At 62.7% G+C, this 24,503-nt stretch carries 25 protein-coding genes; 15 read left to right on the forward strand and 10 right to left on the reverse strand.

Annotation, left to right across the window (positions count from 1 at the left end; translation table 11 throughout):
• Positions 1-63 precede the first annotated feature (63 nt).
• Positions 64-1,611, forward strand: coding sequence for a trimethylamine methyltransferase family protein (locus tag Q1A89_RS07635; protein ID WP_299725574.1), 1,548 nt, complete (start codon positions 64-66; stop codon positions 1,609-1,611).
• A gap of 17 nt (positions 1,612-1,628) precedes the next feature.
• On the opposite strand, the gene Q1A89_RS07640 is transcribed toward Q1A89_RS07635, so the two are convergent.
• On the reverse strand, positions 1,629-1,931 hold the full coding sequence (locus tag Q1A89_RS07640; protein WP_299725576.1) for a DUF6477 family protein: 303 nt from the start codon (positions 1,929-1,931) through the stop codon (positions 1,629-1,631).
• A gap of 264 nt (positions 1,932-2,195) precedes the next feature.
• Between Q1A89_RS07640 and Q1A89_RS07645 the strand changes: the two genes are divergently transcribed.
• The 3 genes from Q1A89_RS07645 (at position 2,196) to lipA (ending at position 4,955) form a co-directional block, all read left to right on the forward strand.
• Positions 2,196-3,332, forward strand: coding sequence for a DUF6456 domain-containing protein (locus tag Q1A89_RS07645; protein ID WP_299725578.1), 1,137 nt, complete (start codon positions 2,196-2,198; stop codon positions 3,330-3,332).
• Positions 3,333-3,513: 181 nt separating this feature from the next.
• On the forward strand, positions 3,514-3,927 hold the full coding sequence (locus Q1A89_RS07650; RefSeq protein ID WP_299725581.1) for a hypothetical protein: 414 nt from the start codon (positions 3,514-3,516) through the stop codon (positions 3,925-3,927).
• Positions 3,928-4,007: 80 nt separating this feature from the next.
• Entirely contained in the window at positions 4,008-4,955 is a 948-nt protein-coding gene (gene lipA / locus Q1A89_RS07655) for a lipoyl synthase (protein ID WP_299725584.1), read from the forward strand.
• A gap of 3 nt (positions 4,956-4,958) precedes the next feature.
• Here the strand turns inward: lipA and Q1A89_RS07660 are convergent, their stop codons facing one another.
• The 3 genes from Q1A89_RS07660 to hpt form a co-directional block, all read right to left on the reverse strand.
• On the reverse strand, positions 4,959-5,846 hold the full coding sequence (locus tag Q1A89_RS07660) for a cytochrome c (RefSeq protein WP_299725587.1): 888 nt from the start codon (positions 5,844-5,846) through the stop codon (positions 4,959-4,961).
• A 6-nt stretch (positions 5,847-5,852) separates the two neighbouring features.
• Positions 5,853-6,326 carry a cytochrome c gene (locus Q1A89_RS07665; RefSeq protein ID WP_299725590.1) on the reverse strand — a complete coding sequence of 158 codons (474 nt, stop codon included), beginning with the start codon at positions 6,324-6,326 and terminating at the stop codon, positions 5,853-5,855.
• A 102-nt stretch (positions 6,327-6,428) separates the two neighbouring features.
• Positions 6,429-6,965: a hypoxanthine phosphoribosyltransferase gene (gene hpt / locus Q1A89_RS07670; protein ID WP_299725593.1), complete on the reverse strand. Its 537-nt coding sequence runs from the start codon at positions 6,963-6,965 to the stop codon at positions 6,429-6,431.
• Between the two features lie 76 nt (positions 6,966-7,041).
• Here hpt and Q1A89_RS07675 point away from each other — a divergent pair, with 76 nt between their 5' ends.
• A complete protein-coding gene (locus Q1A89_RS07675; RefSeq protein WP_299726151.1) occupies positions 7,042-7,485 on the forward strand; it encodes a type II toxin-antitoxin system RatA family toxin in 444 nt (147 codons plus the stop codon).
• 41 nt (positions 7,486-7,526) lie between these two features.
• On the forward strand, positions 7,527-8,786 hold the full coding sequence (locus Q1A89_RS07680) for an MmgE/PrpD family protein (RefSeq protein WP_299725596.1): 1,260 nt from the start codon (positions 7,527-7,529) through the stop codon (positions 8,784-8,786).
• On the opposite strand, the gene Q1A89_RS07685 is transcribed toward Q1A89_RS07680, so the two are convergent.
• Genes Q1A89_RS07685 through ispD form a run of 4 tightly spaced genes read right to left on the reverse strand, consistent with a single transcriptional unit; the run spans position 8,760 to position 10,855 of the window.
• The gene (locus tag Q1A89_RS07685; RefSeq protein WP_299726154.1) at positions 8,760-9,233 is read right to left on the reverse strand and encodes a CinA family protein; all 474 of its coding nucleotides are present in this window, start codon (positions 9,231-9,233) and stop codon (positions 8,760-8,762) included. The two genes, Q1A89_RS07680 and Q1A89_RS07685, sit on opposite strands and share 27 nt — an antisense overlap.
• Positions 9,233-9,721, reverse strand: a complete 489-nt coding sequence (locus tag Q1A89_RS07690; protein WP_299726157.1) for a phosphatidylglycerophosphatase A — start codon at positions 9,719-9,721, stop codon at positions 9,233-9,235. Before Q1A89_RS07690 ends, Q1A89_RS07685 begins: the two co-directional genes overlap by 1 nt.
• The gene (ispF, locus tag Q1A89_RS07695) at positions 9,721-10,200 is read right to left on the reverse strand and encodes a 2-C-methyl-D-erythritol 2,4-cyclodiphosphate synthase (RefSeq protein ID WP_299725599.1); all 480 of its coding nucleotides are present in this window, start codon (positions 10,198-10,200) and stop codon (positions 9,721-9,723) included. Before ispF ends, Q1A89_RS07690 begins: the two co-directional genes overlap by 1 nt.
• A complete protein-coding gene (gene ispD, locus Q1A89_RS07700; RefSeq protein WP_299725602.1) occupies positions 10,190-10,855 on the reverse strand; it encodes a 2-C-methyl-D-erythritol 4-phosphate cytidylyltransferase in 666 nt (221 codons plus the stop codon). The genes ispF and ispD overlap by 11 nt, the downstream gene beginning before the upstream one ends.
• Before the next feature lie 178 nt (positions 10,856-11,033).
• Here ispD and dusB point away from each other — a divergent pair, with 178 nt between their 5' ends.
• The 5 genes from dusB (at position 11,034) to Q1A89_RS07725 (ending at position 18,212) form a co-directional block, all read left to right on the forward strand.
• The gene (dusB, locus tag Q1A89_RS07705; RefSeq protein WP_299725605.1) at positions 11,034-12,017 is read left to right on the forward strand and encodes a tRNA dihydrouridine synthase DusB; all 984 of its coding nucleotides are present in this window, start codon (positions 11,034-11,036) and stop codon (positions 12,015-12,017) included.
• Entirely contained in the window at positions 12,014-13,099 is a 1,086-nt protein-coding gene (locus tag Q1A89_RS07710) for an ATP-binding protein (protein ID WP_299725608.1), read from the forward strand. The genes dusB and Q1A89_RS07710 overlap by 4 nt, the downstream gene beginning before the upstream one ends.
• Positions 13,100-13,102: 3 nt before the next feature.
• Complete coding sequence (locus tag Q1A89_RS07715; RefSeq protein WP_299725611.1) at positions 13,103-14,464, forward strand: sigma-54 dependent transcriptional regulator; 1,362 nt, start codon at positions 13,103-13,105, stop codon at positions 14,462-14,464.
• Between the two features lie 131 nt (positions 14,465-14,595).
• Complete coding sequence (locus tag Q1A89_RS07720; RefSeq protein ID WP_299726160.1) at positions 14,596-16,806, forward strand: PAS domain-containing sensor histidine kinase; 2,211 nt, start codon at positions 14,596-14,598, stop codon at positions 16,804-16,806.
• Positions 16,803-18,212 carry a sigma-54 dependent transcriptional regulator gene (locus Q1A89_RS07725; protein WP_299725614.1) on the forward strand — a complete coding sequence of 470 codons (1,410 nt, stop codon included), beginning with the start codon at positions 16,803-16,805 and terminating at the stop codon, positions 18,210-18,212. The genes Q1A89_RS07720 and Q1A89_RS07725 overlap by 4 nt, the downstream gene beginning before the upstream one ends.
• A gap of 76 nt (positions 18,213-18,288) precedes the next feature.
• On the opposite strand, the gene Q1A89_RS07730 is transcribed toward Q1A89_RS07725, so the two are convergent.
• Positions 18,289-19,296, reverse strand: a complete 1,008-nt coding sequence (locus Q1A89_RS07730; protein ID WP_299725617.1) for an ester cyclase — start codon at positions 19,294-19,296, stop codon at positions 18,289-18,291.
• Between the two features lie 3 nt (positions 19,297-19,299).
• Positions 19,300-19,761 (reverse strand): hypothetical protein, encoded by a 462-nt coding sequence (locus Q1A89_RS07735; protein ID WP_299725620.1) that lies wholly within the window; start codon positions 19,759-19,761, stop codon positions 19,300-19,302.
• A gap of 150 nt (positions 19,762-19,911) precedes the next feature.
• Between Q1A89_RS07735 and trkA the strand changes: the two genes are divergently transcribed.
• The 4 genes from trkA (at position 19,912) to hflX (ending at position 24,474) form a co-directional block, all read left to right on the forward strand.
• On the forward strand, positions 19,912-21,288 hold the full coding sequence (gene trkA / locus Q1A89_RS07740) for a Trk system potassium transporter TrkA (protein ID WP_299725623.1): 1,377 nt from the start codon (positions 19,912-19,914) through the stop codon (positions 21,286-21,288).
• Complete coding sequence (locus Q1A89_RS07745) at positions 21,288-22,835, forward strand: potassium transporter TrkG (RefSeq protein ID WP_299725626.1); 1,548 nt, start codon at positions 21,288-21,290, stop codon at positions 22,833-22,835. The genes trkA and Q1A89_RS07745 overlap by 1 nt, the downstream gene beginning before the upstream one ends.
• 128 nt (positions 22,836-22,963) lie before the next feature.
• A complete protein-coding gene (hfq, locus tag Q1A89_RS07750) occupies positions 22,964-23,203 on the forward strand; it encodes an RNA chaperone Hfq (protein ID WP_007119530.1) in 240 nt (79 codons plus the stop codon).
• Entirely contained in the window at positions 23,200-24,474 is a 1,275-nt protein-coding gene (gene hflX, locus Q1A89_RS07755) for a GTPase HflX (RefSeq protein WP_299725629.1), read from the forward strand. Before hfq ends, hflX begins: the two co-directional genes overlap by 4 nt.
• Positions 24,475-24,503 lie beyond the last annotated feature (29 nt).

The following is a 24,503-nucleotide window of genomic DNA, read 5'->3' on the forward strand; positions in this document are numbered from 1 at the left end:
GTCTCAGGGGGCCGGATCGGGTAAGCCCGTCTGCACCGGATGGGAATGAATGGGGGATCAGCCATGGCAGACGCAAGCGCACCAACCAGACGCGCCCGTGGTGGCGGAGGGGCCGCACGCCGCGCCGCGCGCAGTGCCGTGTCCTTCGAGACCGCCCGCTTTATCGAGCGTAATATCCCAAATTACGAAGTGCTGACCGAAGAGGCGCTCGAGCTGATCGATCACAATGCCGAGACGATTCTGGAAGAGATCGGCGTGAACTTTCCCGACAATCCGGCTGCTCTCAAGCGCTGGGCGGATGCCGGCGCGGATATTGACGGTGACCGGGTGCGGATTCCGCGCGGGCTGGCGCGTCAGCTTTGTGCGACGGCCCCCTCCAGCTATACCCAGCATGCCCGCAATCCTGAGCGCAATGTCGTGGTGGGCGGCAAGAACCTTGTGCTGGCCCCGGTCTATGGTCCGCCCTTTGTGCGCGATGCCGCGGGCGGGCGCCGCTATGCCACGATGGAGGATTTCCAGAATTTCGTGAAGCTGGGGTACATGTCCAAATGGCTGCACCATTCCGGTGGCACGGTCTGCGAGCCCACGGACGTGGCCGTGAACAAGCGCCATCTCGATATGCTGCATGCCCATATGACGCTGAGCGACAAGCCCTATATGGGCTCGGTCACCGAACCCAGCCGGGCGCGCGATTCCGTCGAGATGTCCGAGATTCTGTTCGGCAAGGAATTTGTTGCCGAGAACACGGTGATGACCTCGCTGATCAACATCAACTCGCCCATGACATTCGACGATGTGATGATGGGCGCGCTCGAGGTCTATGCGCAGGCAAATCAGGCCTGCATCATTTCGCCTTTCATCGTCGGTGGGGCCATGGCGCCGGTGTCGGTCGCCGGAACACTCACGCAGGTTCTGGCCGAAGTGCTGGCGGGCATTGCCTACTCGCAGCTGTGCCGGGCAGGTGCGCCGGTGATCATGGGGGCCTTTGTGACCTCGATCGACATGAATTCAGGCGCACCGACCTTTGGCACACCCGAGGCGGCACATATCACCTATGGCGCTGGGCAACTGGCGCGTCGGCTTGGGCTGCCCTATCGCTCGGCCGGGTCGTTCTGCGGATCGAAACTGCCGGATGCACAGGCGGCCTACGAGACGTCGAATTCGCTCAATATGGGGCTGCTGTCGGGTGTGAACTTTATGCTGCACGCCTGTGGCTGGCTCGAAGGCGGGCTGGTCAGTTCTTACGAGAAATTCGTGATGGACGCGGACCAGTTGGGCACGCTGCACCATCTCGCCGCCGGTGTGCAGATCGATGAAAACGCGCAGGCCATGGACGCCATCCGCGAGGTTGGCCCCGGCGGCCACTACCTGGGCTGCGACCACACGCAGGCGAATTTCAAGGATGCGTTCTGGAAATCGGACGTGCTGGATTACAAGCCATTCGAGACCTGGGCAGATGAGGGATCGCGCGACACGCAAACGCTGGCCACGGCGCGGGTTGCCAAGTTGCTGAGTGACTATCAACAGCCCGCGATGGACCCGGCCACGCGCGAGGCGCTGGACGCCTATGTCGCGCAGAAAAAAGAGGCGGAGCCTGACAGCTTTATGTAAGGGCCCCGCTGGCCCTTTCAGGCTGCGGGGGCGTCGACTTGTGCGGCGCGCAGAATGCGGCTTTCGCCGACAATCGCGATGAGCACGTCAATATGGCGCAACAGGCTGTAAGACGAATCCTCACCCAGGCGCAGCGCGTTCAATTCGCCCTCAACCTCCATCAGGCGCATCAGCGCGTTGCCATGGCGTGGCAACTGACCATAGCCCAGAATCCGCGGCAGATGCGCGGCGCGGCGATAGTCTTCGGCACCGATTCGGGCGGCGCGGATCAACAACCGTGGGCGGTGCAGTGCGTTCAACATTGACAGAATATCTTGCATTTTCCGGTACTCCTTTGGTCCGTGCCGGCGGGATCCCCATCACGCTGGCCTTTGCACCATGACACAACCTAAACGGGTGTTGCGCGGAGCCGATGCCGTCCGTTCGTTCGTTTAGCAACTGTTTATCTTTTAGAAACAATGCTGCGTATACCGACGAATATTAACGAACGGGTAACCAATGCACCTCTAGGTTGTGTGGATAAACGTGTGGAAAAGTGGGCAGCAAGACCCCACCGCACCGACAAAGAGGACGGACACTGCAAGATGCGCCTTAATGATGGATCACCTCCCGTGCTGACGGGATTGCCGGCCTGGGTGCCGGATGCCGCGATGCACTATCTGGCCCATACAGAAGCCGGGCTGCCGATCCGCGAACTGGCCCGAAAATCGGGCTGCCACGCATCGACCGTCCTGCGTCAGATCCGCAGATATGAAACACGCCGCGACGATCCGCTGATCGATGCGGTGTTGCGCAAACTGGGTGCACGGGTTGTTCACAAGGCTTCGTCGGCTGCAACTGAGCAACAAAAGGAATGCGATCCGATGCAATACGCTATCAAGGATCAAGGCCCCGATACATCGACCCTGACACGGGATGCACGCCGCATCCTGCGCCGCCTGTGCGAGACGGGTGCGGTTCTGGCCGTTGCGGTGGACATGGAAAAGGCGGTTGTCGTGCGCGATGGCGCCAGCGGCACCAGCACCAGAACGGCAGTGGTGGACCGCAAGGTCGCCGAAGCAATGGCGCTGCAGGACTGGATCAGCGCCGACGTGGCCGGGCGCATCACGCGCTACAAGATCACGCCCGCCGGGCGCACGGCCCTCGCCGACATGCTGGAGGGCGAAGAGGACCGCACCCCGGGTCTGGCCGAAGCGCCCGCGGAATTTGCCGACCAGCACCGCGTCTGGGGCGAGCGCACGGTGCGCGACAACGAGACCGGCCAGCCGCGCAAAGTGCGCTACAATCTCGCCGAATCGCCACTGACCGCCCTTGCGCGGCGCCGCGACAAGGACGGGGCCGTCTTCCTGACCGATGACCTGGTCAGTGCGGGCGAGCGTTTGCGCGAGGATTTCGAACTGGCCCAGATGGGCCCGCGCGTCGCCCAGAACTGGGACCGCTTCCTGACCGCAGGCGGGCGCGGCAGCTTCAACATGGACAGTGGTGTCGGCAACGGCCCCGAGGGCGCGCGTTCGCGCGTGGCCCATGCACTCAAGGATCTGGGTCCAGGCCTGTCGGATGTGGTGCTGCGCTGCTGCTGCTACCTTGAGGGACTGGAATCGGCTGAGAAAAAGCTCGGCTGGTCCGCGCGTTCGGGCAAGATCGTGCTGCGCATCGCGTTGATGCGGCTGAAGCAACACTATGACGAAACGACGGGACCGGGGGGCGGTCTGATCGGCTGACTTCCCCCAAAGTCCACATGGAATGGCGCTGCGATCCCTCCCTCGCAGCGCCATTTTTTGTGTCTGATGCACTGCGGCGTGAGCCTCTTGCGGAGTTTACTTGGCAAATCAAACGCGCCACGCCATCAATGCGGCAAAGCATTGGCGAAAGGTGAGCATGTCGCATTCAACAAGAGACGGTGTGGCCCTGCTGATTCTGCGGCTTGGGTTGGCGTGGTTCATCTTTCTCTGGGCCATCCACAAAGTCATCACACCCAAGCAATATCAGGGGCTTGCGCGTCACTTTGACGGGGTCGAACTTGATTTCACCACCATCTACGCTGTGGCGGCTGTGCAGATACTGATCTGCGCTCTGGTCGCGCTCGGTGCGTTGCGCTGGATCAGTTATCCGGCATTGGCCGCGATGCATCTGTTTACCGTCCTGCGTCGATGGGAGGGGTTTTTTGACCCCTTCGCCCTGAATGAGCGCGGTTTTCCCATCCATCGCAATCAGGTGATCGATCTGGCGGTACTCGGGGCCATGATCGCGCTGATACTGCTCATTCATCGTGATCGGTTGAGTGTGGATGCGTGGTGGAAGGCGCGGCGCGCATAGCGGCTTTGCGTCGCTTGGTGTTCATCTCTGCCCGACCTATGTTAGAAACAGTTTAACGCTAAACCAAATGGCAGACCCTCATGCGCGATCTGAAAATTCCCGAACAGCGCCACCCTGAAAAGGCGCGCCGCCCGGACAACCCGCAACCCAAGAAGCCCAACTGGATTCGCGTCAAGGCGCCCGGGGGTGAGGGCTATGCCGAAACCGCGCGCATCATGCGCGAGAACAAGCTGGTTACGGTCTGCGAAGAGGCGGGATGCCCCAATGTCGGTGAATGCTGGTCACAGGGCCACGCCACCATGATGATCATGGGCGAGGTCTGCACCCGCGCCTGCACCTTCTGCAACATTGCCACCGGCAAACCGCCCGAGGATCTCGATGCGTTTGAACCCGGCCGCGTGGCCCATGCGGTGGAAAAGCTGGGGCTGAACCATGTCGTGATCACCTCCGTCGACCGCGACGATATTGAAGATGGCGGGGCCGACCACTTTGCCCAGACCATCCGCGCGATCCGTCACCGCAGCCCGGACACCACGATCGAAATTTTGACACCCGACTTTATTCGCTGTGATCCCAAAGTGTTGGAAGTCGTTGTTGAGGCGCGTCCCGATGTCTTCAACCACAATCTGGAAACCGTACCCGGCCTGTACCCAGAGGTCCGTCCGGGTGCTCGCTATTTCCATTCCTTGCGCCTTTTGCAGCGCGTCAAGGAACTCGATCCGTCCATGTTCACCAAGTCCGGCATCATGGTCGGCCTCGGCGAAGATCGCCAATCCGTCATTCAGGTGATGGAGGACATGCGCGCCGCTGACATCGATTTCCTGACCATCGGCCAGTACCTGCAACCCACACCCAAACACCACCGCGTGGACCGGTTCGTCACACCCGAGGAATTCGCCTCTTATGAAAAGGCGGCCTACGGCAAAGGGTTCCTGATGGTGTCGGCCACGCCGCTGACACGCTCGTCCTATCATGCAGGTGATGACTTTGCCCGGCTGCACGCCGCGCGTCAGGCCAAACTGGCCTGAGCCTCAGGGCACAGCGGGCAGGGCCTTGATATAGGCGGCCAACGCTTCGCGGTCCGCTTCGGGCAATTGGCTCAGGTTTTCAATGACTTCGACCATCTTGCCGCCTGCGCTGTCATATTCGGGCGTAAAGCCGGAGGTGAAATATTCCACAAGGTCACTCTCGCTCCAGTCGAGGGCCGCGGGGGTGATGTTGGGGATCGTGCCCTTGCCTGACGGGTTGGGTGCACCGGCCATCCATGCGCTGCGATTGAGACCGCCAACCGCGTTGCGCGGCGTGTGGCATTCGGCGCAATGCCCCAGTCCCTCGGCCAGATAACGCCCGCGCTCCAACTGTTCCGTGTCGGCCGTCGTCACGAAGTCATCCGGCACGAACGCCAGCTTCCACAGACCCAATCCCCGCCTTATGTTGAATGGAAACCCGACGTCATGGGCGCGCGAAGGCGTCGCATCGCCGGGCAGGGTCTGCATATAGGCATAAAGGTTCGCCACGTCCTCGGGCGCCATGTGCTGGTAGGCGGCATAGGGAAAGGCGGGGTAATAGTGTTTGCCGTCGGGCGAGACGCCTAAGGTGACGGCGCGGGCAAAGTCATCAAGGCTCCAACCACCGATCCCGGCACTGGCATCGGACGAGATGTTGGGGGAGTAGAACGTCCCGAAATCACTGGCAAAAGGCTCGCCACCCACCAGCACCGGCAGCCCATCAGACTCTGCGCCAGGCGCCACGTGGCAAGACGCACAGCCCGCTGCGGCAAAGACAAGCGCACCGGCTTGCGGATCAGGTGATGTGCCTGCCAGAAAACCGTCCGGCAGGGATGCCGGACGGGTCAGAAACAGCCCCAAGGCGATCGCCAGCAGGGCCAGCGTCACCAAAATGCGGGCGAAAAGGCGCATCCGCTATCAGTTGCTCGGGCCGCGATAAGCCTTGTGGCAATCGCCGCAGGCCGCACCAACTGCACCCATGGCGGCACGCAGGGAATCAAGATCGGTACCTGCCGCTGCAACCATCGCTGCCGCCGCCGTTTCAAGCGCCACCGCGTCTTCCTCAAAGCCAGCAGCGTCGGACCAGATTTCGGTCTTGGCGCGCGAGCCGGGCACTGCGCCCTGTTCGGAGCCTTCGATCCACAGCACGATGCGGTTCATCGAAGCCGCCGCTGACAGGTTTTCAGCAGCTGCCGTCGCAACGGCGGCGTCATAAGGCGTGTCGCCCTTGGCCATCGCCCCCAAAATACCGGTATGATAGCCGATGGTGGACATGTTGGCCTTGCGGGCCTTGGTCGCTGCCTCAAGGGCGGCGGCATGTCCGTCAGCAAAGACGGGTGCCGCAAGACTGGCGGCAACGAGGGTGAGCACGGAAAGTTTGAGGTGACGCATGTTGGAAAGCTCCTGAGTGTCTGTGCGACAAAGTGTAGCGTGTTTGTCGGAAAGTCCCACCTCACAATTGCATGATCGCAAATTGGCCCGTTGGCGGCTGATTCAGGTGAACCGCACCTTACCGATGTAAGGCAGGTTGCGGTTGCGCTGCGCAAAGTCGATGCCGTAGCCCACGACAAATTCATCCGGGATTTCAAAACCGGTCCAGTCTGCCTTCACATCGACCTCGCGCCGGCTTGGTTTGTCGAGCAGGGCGATGGTGCGCAGCTTGGCCGGATCGCGCCCTTTCAGCAGGCGGATCACGTGGCTCATCGTATAGCCGGTGTCGACGATATCCTCGACCACCAGCACGTCGCGCCCTTCGATCGTGCCGCGCAAGTCCTTGAGAATGCGCACTTCTCGGCTGGATTCCATGCTGTCGCCATAGGATGAGGTTTCCAGAAAATCGACCTCGATCGGCAAATCCAGCTCGCGCACCAGGTCGGCGATGAACACGAAGGACCCGCGCAACAACCCCACCACAATCAGCTTGTCGGTGCCCGCAAACTCACGCGCAATCTCGCCGCATAAGGATTCGATCCGTGCCGCAATGGCCTTGGCCGAGATCATCCGGTCTATGACATATGGCCGCTCTGACATGGTGATCCCCTTGATTTCGCCTCTCAACCGCGACACATCGCACATCAAACATGTCAGCAAGGCCCTGTCTAACCCGATGCCCACGCATTCCGAAACCCGCTTCCTTCCTTACACTCCCGAACAGATGTACGCGCTGGTGGCGGATGTGCCGTCCTACCCGGAATTCCTGCCGTGGTGTTCGGCGGCGCGTGTGCGCAAGGTGACCCCAAAAGGCGACAGCGAAGTGATGGATGCCGATCTGGTCATAAGCTTCAAAGTGTTTCGCGAACGTTTCGGCAGCCGCGTGGTGCTGTGGCCCGATGCCCACCAGATCGACACCGAATATCTGGACGGCCCGTTTCGCTACATGAAATCCAACTGGTCCTTTGCCCCGGCGGAGGGCGGGTGCGAAGTGTCGTTTTTCGTGGACTTCGAGTTCAAGAACGCGATCCTGCAGGGCATCATTGGCGTTGTGTTCAACGAGGCGATGCAGCGCATCGTGCGCGCGTTCGAGCGGCGTGCGGCGGCGCTTTACGGGTAAGTCGGGATCTTGGGCTGGCCGGCCCTCCGGGGGGGATTTTTTTGAATCAGAGAAGTGAGGGGATCACCGCGCTGTTGCTGGAATATGCACGGGCTGAACCGCCTTCGGATGTGCGTGCGGTGATGGAGTTGTCGGTGCTCGACTGGGCGGCCTGCGGCATTGCAGGTCAGGCCGAGGGCGGGTTTGGCCCTTGGGCCGCTGGTCTGGACGGGCAGGGGGAGGCGACCCGGTTTGATGGCCGTCTGGACACGCCTGCGCAGGCCGCATTGGTCAATGGCACGCTGTCTCATGCGCTGGATTATGACGACACGCATTTTGCCCATATCGGGCATCCGTCGGTGGTTGTGGTCTCGGCCGCTCTGGCTGTGGCGCAGACGCAGGGGGGCGGAATGGCCCGGATGGTCGATGCAGCCCTGATCGGAGCAGAGGCCGCGGTGGCCGTCGGACTGTGGTTGGGCCGCGGGCACTATCAGGTGGGCTATCACCAGACGGCGACTGCGGGGGCCTTTGGGGCGACAGTGGCTGCCGCCCGCCTGCTGGGGCTGGAGGCGGAACAGCTGCGCCATGCGCTGGGGCTGTGCGCGACCATGGCGTCGGGCCTCAAGGGGCAGTTTGGCACGATGGGCAAGCCGCTGAATGCCGGGCTGGCCGCCCGCACGGGTGTTGAGGCGGCGATGTGGGCGCGGGCGGGCATGACCTCGGCCCCCGATGGGTTGGCCGGGCCGCTGGGGTTTGGTGAGACGCATCACGGGGCCGGCGATCCGGTGGCTTTTGAGTGGCGCATGGGCGCTGTCAGTCACAAGTTTCACGCCTGTTGTCATGGTCTGCATGCGACGCTCGAAGCGGTGCGGGATATCGATCTGGCCGGGGCCAAGGCCATCACCGTCCACACCCATCCGCGCTGGATGAGCGTGTGCAACCAACCCGCGCCCGACACCGGGCTGAGCGCCAAGTTTTCCTATGCTCATGTGCTGGCGATGGCGGCGCATGGGCGAGACACCGGCGATATCGCAGCCTTCAGTGACGCCTGCGCGCAGGACCCGGCTCTTGTCGCATTTCGCAACCGGGTCCGGGTCGTGGCCGATGAAGGGCTGAGCGAAATGCAGGCGCGGGTGGAGGTGGACGGTGCAGTGCATAACCATGATCTGGACGCCGCCCTGCCGTTCGAGGCGCGCGCCGCGCGTGTCCGCGCCAAGGCCCATGCACTGGTGGGGGACCGGGCTGAAGCGCTAAGGCAGGCCATCACCCGGGGCGATCTGGAACGGTTTGCGGCGCTACTCGTGCCCCATCCGGGCCAGTAGCAGGCCAAGCGCGTGATCACGCGCAGCGGCGCGCACCTTGCTGCGCCCAATGGCGCCATATTCGATGGTTTCACTGGTTGCGCCACTTGCATCAGCCACCGCAAAACAGACCCGCCCCTCGGGTTTGAACTCGGATCCGCCGGGACCGGCAATGCCGGTGATCGACACCGAAAGATCGGCGACGGACCGGGCCAGCGCGCCCCTGGCCATCTCGACGGCCACCTGTTCGCTGACAGCACCATGGGCCTGCAAAGTCGCAGGCAAAACGCCCAGCATCTCGATCTTGGCGCGGTTGGTGTAGGTGACAAAGCCACGCTCGAACATGGCGGAAGAGCCGGGGACATCCGTCAATGCCGCTGCGACCATACCGCCCGTGCAGCTTTCGGCGGCGGCAATCATGATTCCGTGTTTTTTCGCTGTTTCAAGAAGTTGCACGGCGATCTTCATCACATCAGAACTCCGTGCGCGAAGGCCGCCAGTGCCAGCACACCGATGGCGGCAAAGACCCCGGCGATCACGTCATCCAGCATCACCCCCAGCGCATCACCGCGCCGGTCGGCTTTGCCGATCCAAAGTGGTTTCCAGATGTCGAACAGGCGAAACAGTACAAAGGCGGCGATCCAGCCGGGCCACATCGCGAGGATATCGAGCCCGCGATGCCACGCCGCGTAGCTGAGCGGCAAAAGGGCGATCCATTGGCCGACGACCTCGTCGATCACGATTTCCGAAGGATCGTGATCGGACTGCCCGTCGGTCATCTCCTTGGTCGCCCACCAGCCCTTGGCGAAGGTGGCGATCAGCGCAATGACCAACAGCGGAAAGCCGCCCAACACGTGCAAAAGCCAGGCCATCGGCAGGGCGACGGCAGACCCCCATGTGCCGGGCGCCGGACGCAGATATCCGACGCCGCCCACGGTGGCGATCAGACGCGCAATCACGGGCGCACCAGTGCGGCTGTGGCGATGCAGGCGATCCCTTCGCCCCGGCCCGTGAACCCGAGCCGTTCCGAGGTGGTCGCCTTGACCGACACGCGCGCCGCATCGAGGCCAAGAAGGTCTGCCATAACGGCGCGCATTTGGGCTGCGTGAGGTCCGATCTTGGGGAACTCGCAGATCAGCGTGCAGTCGATATTGGAAATTTCAAACCCCATCTCGCGGGCAAGACTGGCGGCATGGGTCAGGAAAATATGGCTTTCCGCGCCTTTCCATTGCGGATCGGAGGGTGGGAAGTGCTGGCCGATATCGCCTTGCGCCAGTGCGCCATAGATTGCGTCTGTCACCGTGTGCATGCCCACGTCCGCGTCCGAATGCCCTACCAGCCCATGGCTGTGCGGGATGGTCACGCCGCACAGTGTCACGTGATCACCGGGGCCAAAGGCGTGCACGTCAAATCCGTTGCCCAGTCTAATGTCCATCGCGCCCTCGCAGGATCCGTTCCGCCCGCGCGAAATCGGCAGGCACAGTGATTTTCAGATTGTCCTCATCGCCCGGCACAATTGCGACGTCCAGCCCAAAGGCGCGGGCGACCTCGACATCATCGGCAGCTCCTCCGGGATGGGCGGCGTGGGCGGCGATTATGGATGCAAGGTCAAAGCCTTGCGGGGTTTGCGCGCGGAACAGATCAGTGCGGTCCTGCGTGCCCGTCACGCGGTCCTGCGCTCCGGTCCAGAGCGCATCCGTAACCGCCAGTGCCGGGGCGGCACCGGGACAGGTGCCAAGGGCCGCGATCACGTCCGAAATCAACGCATCAGTGACCAGCGGGCGCGCGACATCATGGATCAGAACGTGATCCGCACCGGACACAGCCGCCAGCCCGTTCTTGACCGAGGCCGCGCGGTTCGCACCTCCTTCAACCACTTGCGTGTCGTCGTTCAGAAATTCATCAGCTTGACCGAGGTCATCCGGGTGCAGCACCAGCACGATCTGCCCGACCCCGACATGCCTCTGAAACGCATCCAGCGTATGGGCCAGCACCGGTTTGCCGCACAGCATCTGCCACTGTTTCGGCACCGCGCCCCCTGCGCGCACACCGCGCCCGGCAGCCACAATCACCGCCGCGGTTCTGGTCATGTCGGACACGTCATTTGCATGGCAAAATCTCTAGGCTGTCCGATGGATGCTGTCCATGCCCTGCGAAACTGCTTAAAATTTGTGCACACACGCTAAGTGTTGGCAGGGAATGGCTTTGCCCGGATTGAGAATGATCTGGCACTGCTATAGCTCAATGTCATCGCACAAGGATTAGGCAATGCCCACGGCCCTTGGCCCTCTCGATATGTCACCGCCCGTGATGCTGGCCCCAATGGCCGGGATCACCGACCTGCCGTTTCGCACGCTTGTGGCGCGCTTTGGGGCCGGTATGGTTGTGTCCGAAATGGTGGCGAGCCACGATATGCTGAACGCGCGTCCCGGCAGCCGCGAGAAGGCGGAACTGGGGCTTGGGGCGGCCGGGACAGCTGTGCAACTGGCGGGCCGCGAGGCCGCCCCCATGGCCGAAGCCGCCAAGATGGTGGCCGGGCAGGGCGCACAGGTCATCGACATCAACATGGGCTGCCCCGCCAAGAAGGTGACCCAAGGCTATTCCGGATCAGCCCTGATGCGCGATCCCGATCACGCGCTGACCCTGATCGAGGCGGTGGTGCGCGCAGTCGATGTACCCGTGACGTTGAAAACCCGGCTGGGCTGGGATGACGGCATGCTGAACGCCCCCGAGATCGCGGCGCGAGCCGAGGCGGCGGGCATTGCCCAGATCGTGATCCACGGGCGCACGCGCTGCCAGTTTTATAAAGGTGCGGCTGATTGGGCCGCGATCCGGGCGGTCAAAGAGGCCGTGCGCATCCCCGTGATCGCAAATGGTGACATCGTGGATGGCGAGACCGCGCGCGCGGCGCTGCGTCTGTCAGGCGCGGACGGCGTGATGATCGGGCGCGGCGCGCAAGGGCGCCCCTGGGTGCTGGCCGAGGTGGCAGCGGCCCTTTACGGCACACCGGCGCCCGAGGTGCCGACGGGGGCGGCATTTGTGGACCTCGTGTTGGGGCACTATGCCGACATGCTGTCGTTCTACGGCGATGTGTTGGGCCTGCGCGTGGCGCGCAAGCATCTGGGCTGGTTCATGGACACAGCGGGCACGTCGCCCGAGGCACGGCGCGCGGTGCTGACGGCCAAGACACCCGCCGCCGTCATTGACCTGCTGCCAGAGGCCTTGTTGGCTGGCGCGCAGGTGGCGGCATGACCGGGGTTGGTGATCTCTGGGCCTCGCTGCCGGTGCCGACCATCGTGATCGGACCCGGTGACGAGATCGTGGACATCAATTCAGCCGCCGAAGGGTTCTTTAACGCCTCGGTCAAGACAATGCGCGGATTGCCCCTGTGGGACCAACTGGCCGTCGATGCGCCGCTGGAGGAAAGCCTCGCGCGGGCACGCAAGAACGGCACGCCTCTGTTCGTGAACGACGTGGATGTGGGCAATGGGCAGCGCGCGCCGCTGCAATGCGCGCTGCAGATCGCCCCGCTGGCGGGCGCGCCGGACCATATGCTGCTGATGATCTCCCCGCGCGAACTTGCCGGGCGCATGACCCAAAGCAATTCGGTCAAGTCGGCGGCCAAATCGGCCATCGGCATGGCCGAGATGCTGGCGCATGAAATCAAGAACCCGCTGGCAGGCATCACTGGCGCCGCGCAACTTCTCAGCATGAACCTTGGCGCAGAAGACCTTGAACTCACTGATCTTATTGTCGAGGAATCCCGCCGCATCGTAAAGCTGCTGGAACAGGTCGAGCAGTTTGGCAACCTCTCTCCACCTGATTTTCGCCCCGTCAACATCCACGATGTACTGGACCGCGCGCGCCGCTCTGCGCTGCTCGGCTTTGGCGGGCATATGAGCATCATCGAGGATTACGACCCCTCACTGCCGTTGGCCTATGGTGATCCGGACCAGTTGCTGCAGGTGGTGCTGAACCTGCTCAAGAATGCGTCGGAAGCCGCGGGGGACAGCGGGACAATCCGCCTGCACAGCTATTTTGAACACTCGTTCCGCTTGCGCCGTGCGGATGGCAGCGGCCAGTCGCTGCCTCTGCAGATCGAGATTATTGATGACGGCCCCGGACTGCCTGACAGCATCGCCGCCGACATCTTTGACCCGTTCGTGTCGGGCAAGGAAAACGGCACTGGCCTCGGCCTTGCGCTGGTGTCTAAAATTATTTCCGACCACGGGGGCTGGATTTCGGTCACCTCTGTGCCGGGGCGGACCGTGTTCCGCCTGTCGCTGCCCCGCGCGCCCAAATCCGACACTCCCGACGTTGAACCAAAGGACTGACACATGGATGGCACCGTACTTGTCGCTGACGATGATCGCACGATCCGCACCGTTCTGACCCAGGCGCTGACGCGGGCCGGGTGCAAGGTGCATGCCACCTCGTCGCTGACCACGCTGATGCGCTGGGTGGCCGAGGGCAAGGGCGACGTGGTGATTTCGGATGTGATGATGCCGGATGGCAATGGATTGGAAATGCTTCCAAAAATCAGCCAGGATCGCCCCGGCCTGCCGGTGATCGTGATTTCCGCCCAAAACACGATCATGACCGCCATTCAGGCCGCCGAGGCCGAAGCCTATGACTACCTGCCCAAGCCGTTCGACCTGCCCGACCTGATGAAGCGCACGGCCAAGGCACTGGAGCTCAAGGCCCACAATCCCGCCCGCGCGACCGAAGATGACCGCCCGGACGAGTTGCCGCTGGTCGGGCGCACCGCGATCATGCAGGCGCTTTACCGTGTGGTGGCGCGTGTCATGAACACCGATCTGCCCGTCCTGATCTGGGGCGAAAGCGGCACCGGAAAGTCTCTGATCGCGCGCGCCATCCACGATTTCTCGGACCGTCGCTCGCTGCCTTTTGTCACCGCCACTTCCGCTGATCTGCAGGATCTGGAAGGGCCCGCGCGGGTGCTCGCGCGGGTCAAGGGCGGCACGTTGCTGATCGACGAGATTAGCGACATCCCCGAGGAATTACAGGCCCGTATCGTGCGCATGATGGACACGCCCGGCGATTACACGCCGCGCTTTCTTGCCACCAGCCAATCCGATCTGACCGAGGCGATGGAGGCGGGCCGGGTGCGCAAGGACCTGTATTATCGCCTGTCGGGTGCCACGCTGAACGTGCCTGCGCTGCGCGAGCGGGTTGATGATATTCCGCTGCTTGCCGATCATTTCCTTGTGCGTGGCGAAAAGACCGGGCAAGCGCCCCGCGTCTTGTCCGAAGCGGCGGCCGAGATTTTCCGCACCTATTCCTGGCCCGGCAACGTGCGCCAGCTCGAAAACGCTGTGCGCCGTCTGGGACTGACCAGCCGCGCGGTCGAAATCACCGCCTCAGAGGTCGAACAGGTGCTGGGCAGCCAGCCGGAACTGGAACCGATCCGTTCGGCCGGGGACACCGAAAAGCTGGGGGCGAGCGTGGCGCGCCACCTCAAACGCTATTTTGACCTGCATGGGAACATGTTGCCGCCCCCCGGCCTTTATCAGCGAATCCTGCGCGAGGTGGAGATCCCACTCATTGAAATTGCGCTCGATGCGACGGGCGGAAATCAGGCCAAATGCGCCGATCTGCTCGGCATCAACCGCAATACGCTGCGCAAGAAAATTACCGATCTCGATATAGAGGTGACACGGCGCCGCAAATTGATGTAATACTGCCACACAACCCGTGGCATCCGCGCCGCAACAGCGCGGAAGATCACTGGATATAGCGGTAAAGGCGCGTCTGCGCCACATCATCGAGGTTATGCCACGTGGCATCCAGGACACGCACCAGCTTGTGGGTGACGTTTGGCCGGCTTTATCGGCGCAAACGCGTGCGCAATGCAGCGACTTTGGGTCTTGTGGTGCTGGGCCCGCTGCTGGCGCTGACCACCTACCTTGTACTTGGTCCGCTCGATCAAGGTTCCAGTGCGTTGGCGCTGCGCCTCGTCCTGCTGGCCGACCTTGTTTATGTTCTTGTTGTCGCCGCCCTTGTCCTGTCCCAGATCGCGCGGCTGATCGCGGCGCGGCGCGCCAAATCCGCCGGGTCGCGCCTGCACCTGCGTCTGACGGGGGTGTTTGCGCTGCTTGCCCTGATCCCGACGGTCACGGTGGCGGTCTTTGCGGGCCTTACGGTGAACATTGGGCTTGAGGGCTGGTTTTCGGATAGGGTCAGCCGCGTGGTCAGCGCCTCGCTTGCCGCCGCCGAAGCCTATGAGACCGAACAGCGCGAGGACTTGATCACCGATGCCCGTGCCCTTGCGCGCTACATCGACACCGTGCGCGGCGCGCAGGTGGTGGGCGATCGCGAAGTGTTGAGCGAGGGGCAGGTGCAGGTCCAACGCGGTCTGCGCGAGGCCTACCTCATCGACGGCACGGGCGAGATGCGCGCGCGCGGCAACCGCTCTTATCTCTTTGATTTTGAACGCCCTTCGCCCGAAGACATTGCGAGAGCCATCGAAACGGGTGGAACCGTCATTCAGGACTGGCCCAACAACGAATTCCGCGCCCTTGTGCCGATGGCGAGCTATGTGGACCGTCTGCTTTATGTCAGTCGCGAGGTGGACGGCGAAATCCTGTCGCTGCTGGATGAAACGCAGGAAACCGTGCGCCTGTACCAGCAACTGGAAAACGAACGGGGCAAGGTGCTGTTTCAATACGGCATCCTTTATCTCGGCTTTGCGGTTATCCTCATCCTCGCTGCGATCTGGCTGGGCCTGTGGTTTGCTGAACGGCTTTCGGGCCCCGTGGGTCGTCTGACCGGAGCGGCGCAGCGGGTCGGGGCGGGCGATCTGGATGTGAAAGTGCGCGAGGAAACGGGCGATGACGAGATCGCCATGCTCAGCCGCTATTTCAATCAGATGACCAAGCAGCTCAAGGCGCAGCGCAAGACGCTGCTCGACAACACGCAGCAGATTGAACGGCGGGGGCGGCTGTTTGATTCCGTGCTTGGCTCGGTCACGTCGGGTGTGGTTGGGGTCGATGCCAAGGGGAAGGTGACCTTTGTTAACAAGTCCGGCGCGCGTCTTCTGGATTGGAAAGACGATCGAGAAACCGTGCCGCTGGCTGTGGCTGTTCCCGAATTTTCCGCCCTGTTCGCGCTGGCCCGTGCCAGCCAGCAAGAGGTGGCGCAGGACGAGGTCAAGGTGACGCGGGGCGGGCGGCTGGAAAACCTGCTGGTGCGCATCGCCAAACGCCGCCGCGATGACGGGCGGCTGGAGGGCTACGTGGTGGCCTTTGACGATGTGACCGACCTTTTGAGCGCGCAGCGCATGGCCGCATGGGGCGACGTGGCCCGCCGCATCGCCCACGAGATCAAGAACCCGCTGACCCCGATTCAGCTGAGTGCCGAACGTATCAAACGCAAATTTGCCCCCAAGCTGGGGGATGACAGCGACAGTCTTGAGCAGATGACGGACGTGATCATCCGCCAAACCGGCGATCTGCGTCGCATTGTGGACGAGTTTTCAAAATTCGCGCGCATGCCCGAACCGGACCGTCAAAGCCATGATCTGGTATCGATTGTGCGCGATGCGGTGGTGCTGCAGCAATCGGGCCAGCCGGAGGTCACGATCACAGCCGATCTGCCTGACGAGGCCCTGCTGGCCAATGTGGATGCGACCATGCTGTCCCAGGCGCTTACAAACCTGATCAAGAACGCAGGCGAAGCGATTGAAACTCTGTACAAAAAAGGCAAAGCGCCCGAGGATCACACGCGCCGGATCGAAGTGGCCCTGTCCGTTGGCGCCGTGGGTGCCTCCATCACCATTTCCGACAATGGAATCGGGCTGCCCGAGGACCGCGCGCGCCTGTTTGAGCCTTATGTGACAACACGCGACGAGGGCACCGGCCTGGGCCTGCCCATCGTCAAGAAGATTATCGAAGAACACGGGGGCACTTTGACCCTCGATGATGCGGCCCCGTTCGAGGGCCAAACCCATTCCGGGGCCATGGCGGTGGTGACACTGCCCGTGGACGCCCCGGTCCAAGTTGAGCAGGAGCAAGCGGTATGAGCGACATTCTGATCGTGGACGATGAACGCGACATTCGGGAATTGATCTCGGATATTCTGGAGGACGAAGGCTATGCCACCCGGCTGGCGGGAAATTCGGATGACGCGATGGCCGCGATCAACACCGAAGCGCCGGCGCTTATGATCCTCGATATCTGGCTGAAAGACAGCCAGATGGACGGCATCGACATCCTCAAGACGGTCAAACGGGACAATCCGGACGTGCCCGTGGTGATCATCTCGGGCCATGGCAACATCGAAATTGCGGTCGCGGCGATCAAACAGGGGGCCTACGATTTCATCGAAAAACCCTTTAACATAGACCAGTTACTGGTGGTGATCCGCCGTGCCATGGAAACATCCCGGCTGCGGCGCGAGAATTCCAGCCTGCGCCGTCCCGAGGCGGCCCAGTCGACGATGGTCGGGTCCTCGGCCAGCTTTCGCGGGCTGATCTCGCAACTGGACAAGGTTACCAAATCCAATGGCCGTGTTATGCTGTCCGGCCCTGCCGGGGCGGGCAAGGAACTGGCCGCGCGCTACATCCATGCCAAGTCGAACCGCGCCCAGGCCCCCTTTGTCACGGTGAACTGCGCCGGGGTCGAACCCGAAAACATGGAGGATGTGCTGTTCGGGCGTGAAACCACGGATCGGGGCCTTGAAAAAGGGCTGCTCGAGCAGGCCCATGGCGGTGTGATCTACTTTGACGAAGTCGCCGACATGCCCATCGGCACCCAGTCCAAGATCCTGCGCGTGCTGGTAGATCAGCAATTCCAGCGGGTGGGGGGCAATGACAAGGTGCGTGTCGATCTGCGGGTGATTTCCTCAACCAACCGCGATCTGGAGCGGGCGATTGCCGCAGGCACGTTCCGTCAGGAACTGTTTCACCGGCTCAATGTGGTGCCGATCTCGGTCCCGAGCCTTGAGGAACGGCGCGAGGATATTCCGCTGCTTGCGGCTCATTTCATCGAGGAATGCAACGCAGCCCAGGGCTTGCCCAAACGCGACCTCAGCGAGGATGCCGCCGCCTTGCTGCAGACCATGGTCTGGCCCGGCAATGTGCGACAGCTCAAGAACATGGTCGAGCGGGTGCTGATCCTTGGCGATGGGACTGGCCCGATCGAGGCGCGCGAATTGCCCGGCTCCGAAGAGCCTGCAGGCGAAGAGGGGCGCGTGGTGCTGTCCGGCGCCTTGGCGACGCTGCCCCTGCGCGAGGCGCGCGAAGCCTTTGAGCGGGAATACTTGCTGACCCAGATCAACCGCTTTGGTGGCAATATCAGCCGCACTGCAAACTTTGTCGGCATGGAGCGCTCGGCCCTGCACCGCAAGCTGAAATCGCTTGGGGTGGTGACGTCCTCAAAGGCCGGCGCGCGGGTGGCGCATCTGGATGAGGAAGAGCAAGACGCTTGAAGGCAGCGATCAGAAGCCAACGCGGTTTCTGATTGTTTTCTGGCGCTGAAAACAGCGCGGCCTCAAGGAATACGCCTTAGCGTGCGCGTACCGGCAGTTGCGCCAGCACGTCCAGCCCTTGCATGTTCAAAAAGTGCAGCATGTCGATGAACACCCAGTTTTCGGCCAGCTTGTCACCGTCGCGGCGATAGATATCGACCACCCGCATATCGGCCTTTTTGCCCGAAGGCGGCAGGCCCATATAGGGGCCCGTACACTCCATCGTCAGGTTCGCCCAACCGAAAAACCCGCCATAGGTGCCTTCGGCCATCCGGCAGATATGCCCGTTGAACTGGCGCGCGCCCAGTTGCGTGCGAAAAGGTTTTTGGTGCTGTTCGATGTAGCGATCAATCGTGTAGGTGGCCCCAATCCCCGTCGGCCCCCACCACACCATGTCATCCAGCCAGTTCAGCGCCAGCTCTTGCCGGGGTGTGGGTGGATTTTTGGCCGAATTGGCCTGATCGATGGAGCTGATCATCTGCTCAATCAGGTCCAGCGTCTTTTCGCTCTCATGCGGGTCCTGCGGATCGCGCAGCAAGCCGTCATGGGTCATCGGCCCCGGTTGCACCAGTTGGGCGCCGGTCATGCCCGGCAGCGGGTACTGCCCCACCTGCGCCATGAGGTGCAGCAGGTCCACAAACAGCGCCTGATCGACAATGCGGTTGTCTTCGACCCGCGAAAACTCGGCATAGCGCAGCATGACGATCTTGCCCGTGGGCTGGATGCCAAGGAAGGGTGCATCAAACAACGCCATGAAATGGCCCATGGAAGCGACCCAGGTGCCTGCCTCGCTCAGGTGGTTTTTCCCGGCAAAGAACACGTCTTCGCGCCGCTGCAACCGGGACATGGCCGTGAGCAGCGGTTGCCAGAAGGTCTGTGCGACGGCCTCGGGGCCAGACTGGACGTGAAATGGATGCATGCCGCGCCAGGTCGCATCCACGCTCAGGTGCTGGGCCAGAGCGCTCGCCACCGTATCGGCGCTGGCACCGGCCAAGGCGGCGTGATGGGCCTGCACGCAGGCCTTGGCGCGGGAAAAGTCGGTCATGGATTATCCTTGGGTTACAACACGCAGGCCACCATCGGTGCGGATGGCGCAGCTGTTGGCATTGAGACGGGGCAAAACGGGCGAGGGGCCGGGAGGAGCGGCTTGTGCCACCCCTTTGGGGCAGGCGGGCAGTTCGACCGGGGTATAGCCGCGATCTGCCATGCACAAGCCCTTGACCCGTTTGCGCAAATCGGCGTTCACATCGACGGTGTAAATCTCGCCGGGCACCCAGTAACCGCCCTTGTTGAAACAGTGCCCCGCCGCATCGCACACCCGCCGAGGCACAAAGCGGGGCGGGTGTTGGCGGGTCTGATTGGCGACCGGTGCGTCGCGCAGCGCCTGCACGTCGCAGTGCGTGTCGTCCCGGACCAGTTGGGCGGCGCTGACCCCTTCGGCATAGTAGGTCGACACCGGCAGACAGCCGGACAGGCAGAGAAGGCAAAAGGCAACACAAAGCGGGCGCATGACGCGACTCTGACCCAAGCCCGCGCCATTTACAATTGGGATTTCCGTCAAAATTGCACACGTGTGCAGCCGTTGACCGGAACCGCCGCCTCTGTCATGCAAAAGGGGTGAAACGGGCGGCCACAACGGGTCCAAACGCCGAGGGCATCTATGAAGGTCATTATCTGCGGGGCAGGACAGGTCGGCTGGCAGATTGCGCGCCACCTGTCAGGGGAACGCAACGATGTCACCGTGGTTGACAGCGACCCCGATCTGGTGCGCCGCGCGACGGATACGCTGGATGTTCAAGGGGTTGCAGGCTTTGCCAGCTACCCGGACGTGCTGGACCGGGCCGGGGCGGGCGATGCGGACATGATCATCGCCGCCACCTATTCGGACGAGGTCAACATGGTGACCTGTCAGGTGGCCCATTCGGTCTTTGGCATCAACCGCAAGATCGCGCGGCTGCGCTCTCAGGCCTATCTTACGGCGATCTATTCCGACCTGTTCCGTCGCGATCACATGCCCATCGACGTCGTGATCAGCCCCGAACGCGAGGTCGCCGCCGCCGCCCTGCAGCGCCTCAGCGCGCCTGCCGCCTTTGACACCGAACTGTTCATCGACGGGCAGGCGCAACTCTTGGGCATCTCGCTGGACGAAGACTGCCCGGTGCTGAACACACCTCTGCGCCAGTTGACCGACCTCTTCTCCACCTTGCGGGTGGTCGTGGTTGGCGTGCGTCGGGACGGGACGCTGTTTGCACCGGATGCGGGGGATCACCTGCTTGCCGGGGATGACGCCTATATCTTTGCCCATGTGGATGACGTGCCGCGCACCATGGAGGTGTTTGGCAAGACTGTGACCAAACAGGAACGCCTGATCGTAGTGGGCGGCGGCAATGTCGGCCTTGCCGTGGCGCGCGCGTTGGAAAAGCGCACAAACCGCGTGCGTACCAAGATGATAGAGCGGAACCGCCGTTGCGCTGAACTCGCCGCCGAGGCGCTCGAGCGCACCATCGTGCTGCACGGCGACGGTCTGGATGTGGCCCTGCTGAACGAGGCAGGCGTGGCGCGCGCCGATGCGATGCTGGCGGTCACGGATGATGACAAGACCAACATGCTGGCCGCCGTGCGCGCCAAGGCCGAGGGCTGTCCCTATGCTATCGCGCTGATCAATGACCCGACGCTGGTGCCGATGATGGGGCCACTGGGCATTGACGCCTATATCAATCCGCGCGCCACCACCGTGTCCTCGATCCTGCGCCATATCCGGCACGGGCGCGTGCGCGCGGTCTATTCCATCGGCGATGCCGATGCCGAGGTGATCGAGGCCGAAGTGCTGTCGACCTCGCCCATGGCCGGCAAGAAGATCAACGAGATCGACTTTCCCGAAGGGGTCCTTGTCGGCTCTGTACGCAAGGGCGAAAAGGTTATCCGCCCCGCGGGCAGCACCCGCATTGACGAAGGCGACGTGATCGCCCTGTTCGCCATGGCCAAGGACGTGCCAGAGGTGGAGCGCCTGATGCAGGTCTCTATCGACTTTTTCTGATGCAACTGCCCGCCCGACACCCGTCGCGTTTTGCCATCAACATTTTGCGGCTGCCGCTGTTTTTGCTACTGATGGGCGTGTTTTCGGCGGCCATGCTGGTGCCTGCCGTCTATGGCGGCGTGGCCCGCGATCTGGAGGCGGCGCGGGCCTTTCTGTACACCGCCATTCTGGGTCTGAGCGCCTTTACCATGATCGCGCTGGCCCATGCCGGGCGCGATCCGCGCCACGGGGCGCTGGGGCCGCTCATGTCGCTGCTTTGTGCGTTTGTGTTTCTGCCAGTCATGCTGGCGGTGCCGTTTTACGAGGGGGTGGGCACGACCACGTTCCTCAATGCCTATGTGGAAATGGTCAGCGCGATCACCACCACGGGGGCGACGATGTTTGACGATCCCGACCGCCTCAACGGCACGCTGCATTTGTGGCGCGCGCTGGTGGCGTGGATGGGCGGTTTGCTGATGTGGATTGCGGCTTCGGCCATTCTGGCGCCGCTGAACCTGGGTGGTTTCGAAGTGACGGCGCGGGCCGAACCGGGGCGCACCCAGCCGCGCGACACCAGCATGGCCGCGCCCGAAGTGCGGGTGCGTATCCAAAAGGTGAGCGCGGTTCTGGTGCCGATCTACGGCGCGCTGACACTGCTTTTGTGGATATTGCTGGCGGTGGGCGGAGATTCCGGGCTGGTGGCGCTGTGTCACGCGATGTCGGTCATGGCGACCTCGGGCATTTCGCCGGTTGGCGGGCTGACCGGGTCCGGATCAGGCGTTGTGGGCGAGGCGGTCATGCTGCTGTTCATGCTGTTCGCGCTGTCCCGGCTGACGTTTTCCACGGACACGGTGACCTCGGACACCGGGGGGCTGCGCAATGACCCGGAATTCCGGATCGGCATCGCGCTGGTGATCATCGTACCGGCTGTGCTGTTTTTCCGGCATTTCCTTGGGGCCGTCGATGTCAGCGCCGAAGACGACCTGCTGGGTGCCGCGCGCGCCTTTTGGGGCAGCGCGTTTACGGTTCTGTCCTTTCTGACCACCACCGGCTTTACCTCGGCCAACTGGGGCGAGGCGCAGGCCTGGTCTGGTCTGTCGACGCCGGGGCTGTTGCTGATGGGGCTGGCTGTGATCGGGGGCGGGGTGGCAACAACCGCGGGCGGGGTCAAGCTGCTCAGGGTCTTTGCCCTTTACCTCAACGGCCTGCACGAGATGGAGCGGCTGGTGCATCCGTCCTCCGTTTCAGGAGGCAATCCGATGGGGCGGCGGCTGCAAAAGGGCGGGGCGTTTATCGCCTGGATCTTCTTCATGCTCTTTGCCCTGACGCTGGCCTTTCTGACCATCGCACTGACGGCCACAGGCGTCGCTTTTGAAACCAGCCTTGTGATTGTGGTGGCAGGTTTGTCGACCACCGGCCCGCTTTTGGAAGTGGCGGCGGGCACGCCCATTGCGCTGGTCGAACTTGGCGGCACGGCCAAGGGCATCTTTGTTGCAGCCATGGTGCTGGGGCGGCTTGAGATGCTTGCCATCATCGCGCTTTTGACACCGGATTTGTGGCGCGGTTAGGCGGGCTTTGGCAACAGGTCCGTAACGGACTGTTTTTTGGGGTGGAATCTTCTGAAACCCCACGACATACTCAGGCTTGAGGGACGGTCTGATCCGCAGGCCAGGCAAGAATATAAGGGCGAACCGAAATGGCTTCGGACAGACAGAATTTGCAGGACGCGTTCCTGAACCACGTGCGCAAGACCAAGGTGCCCGTGACCATTTTCCTGATTAATGGTGTGAAATTGCAAGGCGTTATCACGTGGTTTGACAACTTCTGCGTGTTGTTGCGTCGTGATGGTCAAAGCCAGCTTGTGTACAAACACGCGATTTCAACGATCATGCCCAGCCAGCCGATCAGCCTCTATGAGGGCGAAGACGCCTCTTGAGCGAAACCGCACCTGATGTCACCCGCGCATGGGTGATCCATCCAGAAATCAAGTCAGATCCGGACCGGCGCGAGGCCTCGCTTGCGCTGGCCGAGGCTGTTTCGTTGGCCCATGCGCTGCCCGAACTTGACGTGGTCGGATCAGAGATCGTGCGCCTCGCGCGTCCGCAGGCGGGGTTGCTTTTCGGCTCGGGCAAGATCGACGAACTGGCCAAACGCCTGCATGACGAAGAGATCGAACTGGTTCTGATCGACGGCCCCGTCACGCCCGTGCAGCAGCGCAATCTGGAACGGGCGTGGAAGGTCAAACTGCTCGACCGCACGGGCCTGATCCTCGAGATTTTCTCGGACCGCGCCGCCACCCGTGAGGGCGTGTTGCAGGTCGAGATGGCCGCGCTCAGCTACCAGCGCACGCGGCTGGTGCGCGCCTGGACCCACCTGGAACGTCAGCGTGGCGGTCTTGGCTTTGTTGGTGGTCCCGGTGAGACGCAGATCGAGGCGGACCGCCGCGCCATCGACACGCAACTCGTGCGCCTGCGCCGTCAACTGGACAAGGTGGTCAAGACACGCAGCCTGCACCGCGCCGCCCGCGCAAAGGTGCCGTACCCTATTGTCGCGCTGGTGGGTTACACCAACGCGGGCAAAAGCACCCTGTTCAACCGCCTGACCGGGGCGGATGTGATGGCCAAGGACATGCTGTTTGCCACGCTTGATCCGACGATGCGCCGGGTTGAACTGGACGGTGGCCCCGAGGTGATCCTGTCGGACACGGTCGGCTTTATTTCTGATCTGCCCACCGAACTGGTCGCATCCTTCCGCGCCACACTTGAGGAAGTGCTGGCCGCTGACATCATCGTCCATGTCCGCGACATCTCGCACCCCGAGACCGAAGCACAGGCCGAAGACGTGGCCGCGATCATGACCGATCTGGGCGTCGGCACGGATCGCGCGCAGATCGAGGTCTGGAACAAGCTCGACGCACTCCCCCAAGACGCCGCCGATGCCGCCCGCGCCCGGGCAGAGCGCGAAGACGACGTCTTTGCCATCTCCGCGCTGACAGGCGAGGGGATCGAAGCGCTGCTGGACCATGTGGCAGGGGCGTTGCAGGCGACGGTCACAACCGAAACGCTGGCCCTGCCTTTTGCCGAGGGGCGCAAACGGGCGTGGCTGTTCGATCAGGATGTCGTCGAGGACGAACGACAAGGCGAAGACGGGTTCGAGTTCGACGTGCGCTGGAGCGCGATCCAGAAGGCGCGGTTCGAGGGGCTGTGAGCAACGCTCACACTTGGGTCAGCCGTCCG

This window comes from uncultured Tateyamaria sp. (assembly GCF_947503045.1).
Lineage (GTDB): Bacteria > Pseudomonadota > Alphaproteobacteria > Rhodobacterales > Rhodobacteraceae > Tateyamaria.